The sequence below is a fragment of the Roseburia sp. TF10-5 genome (assembly GCF_003462365.1).
GTDB lineage: Bacteria > Bacillota > Clostridia > Lachnospirales > Lachnospiraceae > Roseburia > Roseburia faecis.
The window spans coordinates 1-9,897 of the sequence record NZ_QTYW01000033.1; the positions used below are offsets into that span (position 1 = coordinate 1).

At 35.1% G+C, this 9,897-nt stretch carries 12 protein-coding genes; all 12 read left to right on the forward strand.

Annotated elements, in window-relative coordinates; translation table 11 throughout:
- Positions 1 to 105: 105 nt before the first annotated feature.
- The 12 genes from tnpA (at position 106) to DXD06_RS16630 (ending at position 9,845) form a co-directional block, all read left to right on the forward strand.
- Entirely contained in the window at positions 106 to 507 is a 402-nt protein-coding gene (gene tnpA, locus DXD06_RS16585; RefSeq protein WP_117833168.1) for an IS66 family insertion sequence element accessory protein TnpA, read from the forward strand.
- Complete coding sequence (gene tnpB / locus DXD06_RS16590; protein WP_117833169.1) at positions 501 to 857, forward strand: IS66 family insertion sequence element accessory protein TnpB; 357 nt, start codon at positions 501 to 503, stop codon at positions 855 to 857. Before tnpA ends, tnpB begins: the two co-directional genes overlap by 7 nt.
- Positions 858 to 920: 63 nt before the next feature.
- Positions 921 to 1,457, forward strand: a complete 537-nt coding sequence (locus DXD06_RS17650; protein WP_243001171.1) for a hypothetical protein — start codon at positions 921 to 923, stop codon at positions 1,455 to 1,457.
- Positions 1,457 to 1,759 (forward strand): IS66 family transposase, encoded by a 303-nt coding sequence (locus DXD06_RS17655; protein ID WP_243001173.1) that lies wholly within the window; start codon positions 1,457 to 1,459, stop codon positions 1,757 to 1,759. The genes DXD06_RS17650 and DXD06_RS17655 overlap by 1 nt, the downstream gene beginning before the upstream one ends.
- Entirely contained in the window at positions 1,756 to 1,917 is a 162-nt protein-coding gene (locus DXD06_RS17660; RefSeq protein WP_243001175.1) for a transposase domain-containing protein, read from the forward strand. The genes DXD06_RS17655 and DXD06_RS17660 overlap by 4 nt, the downstream gene beginning before the upstream one ends.
- A gap of 353 nt (positions 1,918 to 2,270) precedes the next feature.
- Positions 2,271 to 3,458, forward strand: coding sequence for a flagellin N-terminal helical domain-containing protein (locus DXD06_RS16600; RefSeq protein WP_117833175.1), 1,188 nt, complete (start codon positions 2,271 to 2,273; stop codon positions 3,456 to 3,458).
- Between the two features lie 91 nt (positions 3,459 to 3,549).
- Positions 3,550 to 3,897, forward strand: coding sequence for a hypothetical protein (locus DXD06_RS16605; RefSeq protein ID WP_117833170.1), 348 nt, complete (start codon positions 3,550 to 3,552; stop codon positions 3,895 to 3,897).
- Complete coding sequence (locus DXD06_RS16610) at positions 3,887 to 5,728, forward strand: motility associated factor glycosyltransferase family protein (protein ID WP_117833171.1); 1,842 nt, start codon at positions 3,887 to 3,889, stop codon at positions 5,726 to 5,728. The genes DXD06_RS16605 and DXD06_RS16610 overlap by 11 nt, the downstream gene beginning before the upstream one ends.
- A gap of 27 nt (positions 5,729 to 5,755) precedes the next feature.
- Positions 5,756 to 6,634 (forward strand): N-acetylneuraminate synthase family protein, encoded by an 879-nt coding sequence (locus tag DXD06_RS16615; protein WP_117833172.1) that lies wholly within the window; start codon positions 5,756 to 5,758, stop codon positions 6,632 to 6,634.
- Positions 6,635 to 6,649: 15 nt separating this feature from the next.
- On the forward strand, positions 6,650 to 7,711 hold the full coding sequence (locus DXD06_RS16620; RefSeq protein WP_117833173.1) for a radical SAM/SPASM domain-containing protein: 1,062 nt from the start codon (positions 6,650 to 6,652) through the stop codon (positions 7,709 to 7,711).
- An 18-nt stretch (positions 7,712 to 7,729) separates the two neighbouring features.
- Complete coding sequence (locus DXD06_RS17180) at positions 7,730 to 9,022, forward strand: cytidylyltransferase domain-containing protein (protein ID WP_158569563.1); 1,293 nt, start codon at positions 7,730 to 7,732, stop codon at positions 9,020 to 9,022.
- Positions 9,015 to 9,845 carry an SDR family oxidoreductase gene (locus tag DXD06_RS16630; RefSeq protein WP_117833174.1) on the forward strand — a complete coding sequence of 277 codons (831 nt, stop codon included), beginning with the start codon at positions 9,015 to 9,017 and terminating at the stop codon, positions 9,843 to 9,845. The genes DXD06_RS17180 and DXD06_RS16630 overlap by 8 nt, the downstream gene beginning before the upstream one ends.
- Positions 9,846 to 9,897: the final 52 nt, after the last annotated feature.

Genomic DNA, 9,897 nt, shown 5'->3' on the forward strand with positions numbered 1-9,897 from the left:
AAAATTTGCCATAATTATAGATGATAGATGCCAGCATTTTACTACAGTATCGGCGCTAGATACTATAAATGCGAGCGTTTTACTATAACTATGGAGGTTTCCTGTATGAAAACGCAAAGACGCACAGCAGACGAACAATATCAACTTATCATGGAATGCCGCAGCAGCGGTCTTAGTGACTACCAATGGTGTACAGAACATAACATCAATCCCGGCACCTTTTACAACTGGGTTAAAAGACTGAGAAAAAAAGCTTGTTATGATATCCCCCCTGCCACAGGACGCGGCGATTATAAGCCAGCCCTTAAACCGGATGTTGTAAAACTTGAGGTGATACCTGATCATCAAAACCCGGGCATTCCAACTGTCGAAAGCACAATGCTTCCGCTGGAAGAACCCTGCCCCGCCATCGAGGTCATGCTTGGGACTGTTTCAATAAAAATTTCAAATGATGTTGACCCGAAGCTGCTGTCACAGATCCTTAAAGCTGTGACAGGGACATGTTAGGAGACATCACTGTCGCAGACGAGATTTATGTGATCTGTGGTTATACAGATATGCGCAAGTCCATTGATGGATTATGCGCTGTCGTAAAAGACCAGCTGAATATGAACCCTTCCAGGCCAAATGCAATCTATCTCTTCTGTGGCAGACGTAGTGATCGAATAAAAGTGCTTCTTCATGAACGTGAAGGATTTGTACTTTTATATAAGCGACTTGATGCCAACGTAGGAAAATACCGTTGGCCGCGCAACCGTAATGAGGTAAAACCCATTACATGGAGGCAGTTTGACTGGCTTATGTCAGGTCTTGAAACCGAGCAGCCAAAGGCGATAAAAAGTATCGGAAACGCTTGATTTTTCAGGGTTTTTCGCTTGTTTTATGGTATAATTGAACCATAGAAAAGGAGCGAAAAAACAATGCCTTCAGGAGTAAGAGATATCCAGCTCTTAGAGCTTAAGGATACGATTTCACAACTGAATAATACAATCAGCACTCAGAACGAGCTTATCCGTTCCCTGCAGAAAATGCTGCAGGAACGTGATGCCAAAGACAGCGAAAAGGATCAACTGATCGCTAACCTTCAGGCACAGTTGGACTACCTGAAGACCAGACTTTTTGGCTCCACCAGTGAGATCCGGCATGAACAGCTCCCGGGACAGTTGGATCTGTTCCACCTGCAGACGGAGGATGAACCGGAACCGGTGCCCCTTGAGTTGGAATACATTGAGGTAAAAGCACACAAGAAGGCCCGTAAATCGAAAGCTGCTTATGATGAGGTCTTTGCTGATCTTCCGACAGAGAATGTTTATGTAGATACTCTTACGGAAGAACAGAAAACGTGTGATGTTTGTGGAACAATGATGATTCCTATCGGACACGAACCCATCCGGACAGAACTGCGTTATACAGAGCCAAAGGGAGTTATGCATCGTCCGGTCTTGCAGCACATGTGATGTATTATAAATATGTCATGTCCATGCCCTTATACCGTCAGGAGAAGGACTTTGAACACCTTGGGGTAAAGATCAGCCGTACGACCATGGCCAGTTGGATCATCTACTGCGCAGAGAATTACTTTTTGCCAATGTATGAATATCTGCACCGGAAACTGTTGAAACGCAGATATCTGATGGCAGATGAGACTCCGATCCAGGTATTAAAGGAAGAAGGCCGCAGACCACAGAGTAAATCTTATGTCTGGCTGGTACGAACTGGCTTTTCTGTGATACACCAGCCGGGGCAGATGCCAGTATGAAAATCTATTCTATGATAGAAACGGCAAAAGCCAATGAACTTGATCCACTTAAATATCTGAGCTTCCTTCTGGAGCATCGTCCTGGTGCTGAAATGTCAGACGAGGAATTGGAACAATTTGCCCCGTGGAGTAAATTGGCTCAGAAAACTTGTAAATAAAATGTAGTGAAATACTCGCATGTCTGGCATCCTAGCGCAGGGTGTCAGATTTCATTTATAGGGTACGCCCTAAAACTATGCGCTTACGAATAAAGCAGGTGAATGAAAAATTGATAGGACTAAGTAAGGGGACATTTGGAAAAATAAAAAAATTTTTAAAATTGGTACTAAAGTATTTTAAACCCTGTCCGATATATATAACAGGTAGGCAAGGAAAATGGTTACTTACCTTATGAGATAAACTTTTGACCGGAGCGTACGGCTGGAAAAAAGGAAAATCTTCAAATTCAAACAATCAAATCAATTACAGCATGGAAGCTGTAACTTAATTCAAGGAGGAATTAATTATGGGCATGGTAGTACAACACAATCTTACCGCAATGAACTCTAATCGCCAGTTAGGAGTTACTTCTGGTGCACAGGCAAAATCAGCAGAAAAATTATCTTCAGGTTATAAGATTAACCGTGCAGGAGACGATGCTGCAGGATTAAAGATTTCTGAGAAGATGAGAAGCCAGATTCGTGGCCTTGACAAGGCTTCTGACAATGCACAGGATGGTATTTCACTTATTCAGACAGCAGAAGGCGCATTAAATGAGTCTCATTCTATCTTACAGCGTATGAATGAATTGGCTGTACAGGGTGCAAATGACACAAACCAGTCTATCGACCGTGATGCAATCAACCAGGAGCTGGATGCATTAACAGAAGAATTAAACAGAATTTCTGAAACAACTCAGTTTAATAAGCAGAATCTGTTGGATGGTAATTTCAAAGATAAGAATCTTCAGGTTGGCGCTAATGCAAAACAGAAAATTGCTATTTCTATTGATTGCATGAATGCAGATGCACTCGGATTAGGTAAAGAAACTGTAAAGCAGGGTGGAAATACTCCTAAAAAAGTAGTTTATAATGGTATGTCGTTTGCATATGTCAAAAGCGATGATGTGGCTACAAATAAGGCAAATGCGATTTCTGCATTTCAGAAGTCAATTTCAAAAAAAGTTGGTAGCACAAGTAATTTTATTGCTCAGTATGATGATACTACAGGATCTATCTATTATAAGGCTACAATTGGTGGAAAAGAGAAGAGATTTGCATCTGCTGCAGGGGCTAGAAACTCTTATTTAGCAGATCAGAAGGCAATTGTTGCAAAAGCTATTAATGATGATTTTCAGAAATATGTAAAGACTTCTAAAGCGTCAGCAACTGCTGGAGGTAATGGAGAAATCCGTAATAAAGCAAGAGTTGATGACTATGAGGCTGCTAATAATACAATTACATATGTTCAGAATGCAATTAATACAGTATCAACACAGAGATCTGCCTTGGGTGCATTACAGAATAGATTAGAGCATACAGTTGCTAATTTGGACAATGTATCAGAAAATACTCAGTCCGCAGAGTCTCGTATCCGGGATACAGATATGGCTTCTGAAATGGTTCAGTACAGCAAGAATAATATTCTTGCACAGGCAGGACAGTCAATGCTTGCACAGGCAAATCAGTCTACACAGGGAGTTTTATCACTTTTGCAGTAATTTAGAAAATTGTGAGATAATACTATTACAAGTGAAAAAAGAGTTGGCAACGTTTGTCAACTCTTTTTTTGATAAAGGAGTATATAGAAAAATGGAAGAGATTGAAACATTATATAAGGAAGTTTTTTCTATATGTGTTCAGTTTGCAGTATATGAAAAAGAAGATATACAAAAAAGAATAGAAGAGATTATTCCAGAGTTGAATTCATTTACAACTTTTTTTTTAGAAGAAAATACATTTAAATTAAATTTAGAAGATTACCAATTGTTACAGCAATTGTTGATAGATATATTAAAAGATATTATGCAGGCAATGGAAAACAGGGACAATATTCTTTTGGAAGATACTTTGGAATATGGATTGAAGCCATTTTTGGAGCTCTTTTTAGAGGATAAAAAAATAATGATGTTGAGGGAGGCGTGTGCAGATGAATTCTGAAATTTATGAAAAAAATATGATTGCATTGAGAAAACGTTTTCCAAACTTGGCGGATTTAGTAGAGAAAAAAAAAGAATTACAGAAAAGATGTCTAGAAATTCAGGTAAAAAACACCGAAGAAGAATCGATAGTGTGTGTTAGGCAGGGAATACATACGTTGTATATGGAGGGAAAGAGAAAACCCAAAGAAACAGCTAAGAGAAGATTAGAACAATGGGGAAAAATTACCAGGGGTACTCCTGTCTATATTGTCGGAATGGCAAATATTGTATTTTTGAAAGAGATATTGAACCAAACAGATAAATCAGTAAATATTATGGTTTACGAACCGTCCATTGATATTTTTTATGAAATGATGGAAAAGATGGATATTACAATTTATTTCGAAAATCGTGCAGTGGGATTAGTAGTGGAAGGATTGAATGAAAAAGAATTGAACAATGTTGTCACTGCTTTCATGAACTTGGCAAGCGTTGGGGGTTTAAAAATTTATACAAATGTAAATTATAAAATGCTTTTTCCAGATAAAGTGTTACATTTTATAAAATGTATAGATCAGGTATCTACAAGAATTGTTTCTAATTATAATACTACAATTCGCTTTTCTGCGGTTGAGGCAGATAATCTATTTCATAATATTTGTTATTTGTGTGATGGATCTGTCACGACTCAGTTATGTGATATATTACCAACGGATATTCCGGCAATAGTTGTATCGGCAGGTCCCTCTTTAAATAAAAATATTGTAGAATTACGCAAAGCAAAAAATAAAGCGTTTATTGTTGCTGTAGATACGGCAGTAAAACCATTAGTGAAAGCAGGAATTATTCCTGATTTATATGTAGTTGTTGATGGATTGAAACCGATAGAGTTATTGGATTTTGAAGAAGCAAAAAGAATTCCATTGATGCCATCTTTAAGCTCAGCAAAAGAAATAATGGCGAATCATACTGGCAAAAAGATTTTTTTTAATGAAGGTGAAATGTTGGCACTTCAGTTAATGGTGATGAATGGAATTCCATTTAGCAATGTTGCATGTGGGGGATCGGTTGCCTGTAGTGCATTTTCGTTAGTTTATAAGCTTGGGTTTTCCCGAATTATTTTAGTCGGTCAGGATTTAGCGTTAACTGATAATAAGACACATGCGGATGGGACATTTAAAGAAAAAATGGATGTGATAGATACAAGATATTGTCAAATGGTACCTGGAAATTGCGAAAAAATGGTGCCAACACGGGCTGATTATAAAATGTATTTAGACTGGTTCAATTATTATATTGCAGGATGTGAAGGTATTCATGTTATGAATGCTACAGAAGGAGGCGCAAAGATTGAAAATACGGAAATTATTAATTTAAAAGATGCGATTGACAGGGAATGTAAAAAAGAAGTAAATATTGCGTCTTGTTTTGAAAAACTTACACCAATATTTAATGAGGAGCAAAGAAAACGAGCTGTAGAATACTTAAATAAAATTCCTGAAATGTTCAGGGAATTAAAAAAAGATGTAGAAAGAGAAGAGACGTATTATAAAAAATTAAAAAATATTTGTAAAGGTACAAATATTAATAGAACAAAATATTTACAAATTTTTAATAAAATAAAAAAGACTACCAGTAAAATTGAACACCATGAACTTTTTAGTATCATAGAAAGAACACTTGCTGTTGCCAATTATATGATTACAAGTGAACAGTATTGTGAAGAAAAAAATTTTCATGAAGAAGGATTGGAAATAGCAAGAAAAGGAACTGAATATATGGAATTGATAAAACGCGGTATAGATTTGTTATTACCAATAACTGAAGATACTGTTGGAAAGTTAGAGTAGGATTTTAAAATCATGGAGGATAAGAAAATGAAAGCGATTAATTATCAAAAACCGTATGTAATTGCAGAGATTGGGTGTAATCATAAAGGGGATATGGAAATTGCAAAAGAAATGATTGAAATGGCTAAAATTTTCTGTAAGGCGGATGCTGTAAAGTTTCAGAAGCGCTGTAATCGAGAATTATTAACACCAGAGCAGTATAATGCTCCTCATCCGCATCCAGAAAATTCCTATGGAGATACCTATGGAGCACATAGAGAATTTTTAGAGTTTAATGTAGATCAGCATAAACAATTAAAAGAGTGGTGTGAAGAAGTTGGAATTGTATATTCAACTTCGGTGTGGGATTTGACTTCTGCAAAAGAAATTACATCTCTTAATCCAAAGTTTATTAAGATACCATCTGCATGTAATAACCACTGGGAGATGCTTCAATGGTTATGTGATAATTATGGTGGAGAGATCCAGCTTTCATTAGGAATGACTACAAAAACAGAAGAAGAAAAAATTATAAGATTATTTGAGGACAAAAAAAGAAATAGAGATTTAACAATATATGCGTGCACATCGGGATATCCAGTAGCATTTGAAGATGTATGTTTACTTGAAATTACACGATTAAGAGAATGTTATGAGGATATTGTTAAGAGAATTGGATTTTCAGGGCATCATAATGGAATAGCCATTGATGTTGCAGCTTATACATTAGGCGCAGAAGTTTTTGAAAGACATTTTACCTTGGATAGAACTTGGAAAGGAACAGATCATGCGGCATCGTTGGAACCTGATGGACTACGGCGTTTAGTTCGAAATTTGAATGCAACGCAGATGTCGTTGACATATAAGAAGGATGAAATTCTGCCAGTGGAAATGGTACAGAGAAAAAAATTGAAATATCGCAAATAAGAGAGGTAAGGAAAAATGCTAGATATTAATTTTTATAGAAAATTTGACGATGTGCTTGATGATATCAAAAAAGGAAAAATTCAAACAAGGGAAGACTGTGGTAAGGCGTTAAAAAGTATTATGAGTGATCATCCTGTTGTATATAATATCGAAACAACAAATCGTTGTAATATGCGTTGTAAGATGTGCCCAAGAACAACGATGATGACAAGAAAAATTGAGGATATAGATCGTGAGACTTTTTTAAATGTTGTGGATCAAATTCAGCCACATTCAAAAGAAGATTGGGCATTATGGAAAACTTATTGTGAAAAGAAATATGGAATTTCAGAAGATGATGTGGCAAGTGAAAATCATTTCTTTTTGTATATCATATCAAAGGTAATTCAATTGCATGGGTATGGAGATCCGTTGCTTGATAAACATATGGAAGAGTATGTGCGTATTTTGCATGAAAAAGGGTTTGAGTCATATTTTAGCTGTAATCCGGCAAATATTGATTTTGAATCTACTTTTAAAATGATGGATGCAGGACTTAATTATATTAAATATTCTATTGAGAGTGTAGATGATAATATACATAAACAGATTCGAGGAGAAAGAAGTAATTTTACAGATAGTTATCAGTCTATATTGAAAGTTTTAGATTATAAGAAGAAAAATGATCTTAATACTACAGTTGTAATTACAATGCTCGATTTGAATCGCAGAAACCAAAAGGAAGATTATGATAAGCTTTTAGAAGCATTTAAGGATTTGGACGTATATATTTATTTAAAAAGCGAAGATTGTCAATGGTATCGTAAAGATTTTCATGGAACGAAATCTATTCACTGGTCAGAAATTTGTAAACATCCGTGGATGACAATGACAATTAAGTCAAATGGAGAGGCTGCCATGTGTATGGAGGATTTTAATAATGAAATTGTTTTTGGAAATGTAAGAGAACAATCATTATATGATATCTGGCATGGAGAAAAATATGAAAAATTCCGTAATATGCATTTGAATCATGCATGTAATATGAAATGTAATGAGCAATGTGATATGAAATTAATAGGTGAATTATTTGATTAATGATTGAGAGTGTAATAAATGGATAATAGGGAGTTTTATAAAAAAATAGAACAATTACAATTAATTGCATATGATTTTGATGGGGTTATGACAAATAATTGTGTGTATATTGATGAAAATGGTTTAGAACAGGTTCGCGTAAATAGAAGTGATGGTTATGCAATTTCTCAAATAAAAAAGACTAATATTCGACAGGTTATTTTTTCTACGGAAACGAATAAGGTAGTGTCCAGAAGAGCTGAAAAACTTGGAATAGAGGTTCAGCAGGGACTGAAGAGTAAAAAGGAGGCTGTAATTGAATATTGCAAAAAAAATAAAATTCAATTAACCAATGTTCTATTTTTGGGAAATGATCTGAACGATTATGAGGTTATGAATATTGTAGGAGTTAGCGGATGCCCGGCTGATGCAGAAATAGAAATTAAGAGAATTTGTGATTGGGTATCAGTGAAAAATGGAGGAGAGGGTGTTATAAGAGAATTATATCGGAAAATTTCACACACTAAAAATTGGAAGATGAGCGAGATTTCTGAAAAGAAATTATTGAAATTGGAAATGCTGAATTGTATAAAAAAAGATCAGGTTATGGCTATTATACCGGCTCGATCTGGGTCAAAAGGAATACCCGATAAAAACATACAAGATTTACAGGGATTTCCACTTATTGCATATTCCATTGGTGTGGCAAAAATGTCAAAAGAGATTTCACGGGTAATTGTTTCTACAGATTCAGATCAATACGCAAAAATTGCAAAAAAATTTGGAGCTGAAGTTCCGTATTTAAGGCCTAAGGATATCTCGGGGGATACGGCAACTGATATAGAGTTTGTTTCTCATGCAATTCAATGGTTTTATGAAAATGAAAAATGTATTCCGGAATTTTTAGTACAACTTAGAATAACGTGCCCTTTGAGAAAACCTGGAGTTATAGATCAAGCGGTTAAGTTGATAAAAAATCATCCAGATGCTACGTGTTTAATATCTGCTTCAAGAGAAACAAAGATGCTATCACCTTATAAATGGTTGAAAAAAAACGGCGATTATTATCAAAGTATATTTTTTTATGAAAATGATGCGGCTAACATGCCACGGCAAAGTTATCCTGATGTTTTTGTGCCAAGTGTGTATGTAGATGTTTTAAAAGCACAAACGATAATTGAACAAATGCAATTACATGGGAACAGAATGCTGGCTTTTGAGACTGAAGAAACAGTGGACATTGATAACAAGAGTGATTTAGAATTTTTAAGAAATAATTTTGATAAACAAAATGTAGTGTATCAATATCTGAAGAAAGGCAATTATGAATAAATTAAAAGATAAGTTTTCAATTGAAGGAAAAGTTTGTATTATTACAGGTGGGGCAGGACTTCTTGGGAAAAAACATTGTGAAGCTGTATTAGAAGGTGGTGGAATTCCTGTCTTATTAGGGCGAAATATAGATACATTGATGAAAGTAAAAAATTACTATGAATCTGAATATAAAATGACAGTAGAGTGTGCTAAGACGGATATAACGATTCGTGAAGAAATTGTAAAAGTACGTGATTATCTTATGGAAAAATATGGGCACATAGATATTTTGATTAATAATGCCGCAAATAACCCAAAGATGGAAGGAAAACAAGAAAAAATGTCTATAGGTAAATTTGAAACATTTCCTATAGAAGAATGGAATAAGGACATAGAAGTGGGATTGACAGGAACACTGTTGTGTTGTCAAATTTTTGGAACAATAATGAAGGAACAGAAGAGAGGAAATATTTTAAATATATCTTCAGATTATGGGATTATTGCACCGGATCAAAGAATTTATCAGTCGGCAAATGAAAAAAAAGAATTCAAAATTAAACCCGTCAGTTATTCAGTTATTAAACATGGAATAATTGGATTGTCAAAGTATTTAGCTACATACTGGGGAAAAGATGGGATAAGAACTAACACTTTATGCCCTTCAGGAATATATAATGGACAAGATTCGGAATTTGTTAAAAAATTTATAAATAATGTTCCTATGGGAAGAATGTCTGAACCACAAGAGTATGTTGGCACGATTTTATATTTAATTTCAGAGGCAAGTTCATTTGTAAATGGTGCAACAATAGTTGTAGATGGTGGAAAAACAATTTGGTAAAGGAGACCAGCTATGAAAAGTCAACCATAAATTAGCAAAAAATTTCTTTTTC

What these genes read in the sequence shown, in the direction of transcription:
- DXD06_RS16620 (WP_117833173.1), top strand. Translation starts at nt 6,650, where the DNA reads ATGCTAGATATTAATTTTTATAGAAAATTTGACGATGTGCTTGATGAT.
- DXD06_RS17660 (WP_243001175.1), top strand. Translation starts at nt 1,756, where the DNA reads ATGAAAATCTATTCTATGATAGAAACGGCAAAAGCCAATGAACTTGAT.
- DXD06_RS17655 (WP_243001173.1), top strand. Translation starts at nt 1,457, where the DNA reads ATGTATTATAAATATGTCATGTCCATGCCCTTATACCGTCAGGAGAAG.
- DXD06_RS16615 (WP_117833172.1), top strand. Translation starts at nt 5,756, where the DNA reads ATGAAAGCGATTAATTATCAAAAACCGTATGTAATTGCAGAGATTGGG.
- tnpB (WP_117833169.1), top strand. Translation starts at nt 501, where the DNA reads ATGTTAGGAGACATCACTGTCGCAGACGAGATTTATGTGATCTGTGGT.
- DXD06_RS16605 (WP_117833170.1), top strand. Translation starts at nt 3,550, where the DNA reads ATGGAAGAGATTGAAACATTATATAAGGAAGTTTTTTCTATATGTGTT.
- DXD06_RS17650 (WP_243001171.1), top strand. Translation starts at nt 921, where the DNA reads ATGCCTTCAGGAGTAAGAGATATCCAGCTCTTAGAGCTTAAGGATACG.
- DXD06_RS17180 (WP_158569563.1), top strand. Translation starts at nt 7,730, where the DNA reads ATGGATAATAGGGAGTTTTATAAAAAAATAGAACAATTACAATTAATT.
- DXD06_RS16630 (WP_117833174.1), top strand. Translation starts at nt 9,015, where the DNA reads ATGAATAAATTAAAAGATAAGTTTTCAATTGAAGGAAAAGTTTGTATT.
- DXD06_RS16610 (WP_117833171.1), top strand. Translation starts at nt 3,887, where the DNA reads ATGAATTCTGAAATTTATGAAAAAAATATGATTGCATTGAGAAAACGT.
- DXD06_RS16600 (WP_117833175.1), top strand. Translation starts at nt 2,271, where the DNA reads ATGGTAGTACAACACAATCTTACCGCAATGAACTCTAATCGCCAGTTA.
- tnpA (WP_117833168.1), top strand. Translation starts at nt 106, where the DNA reads ATGAAAACGCAAAGACGCACAGCAGACGAACAATATCAACTTATCATG.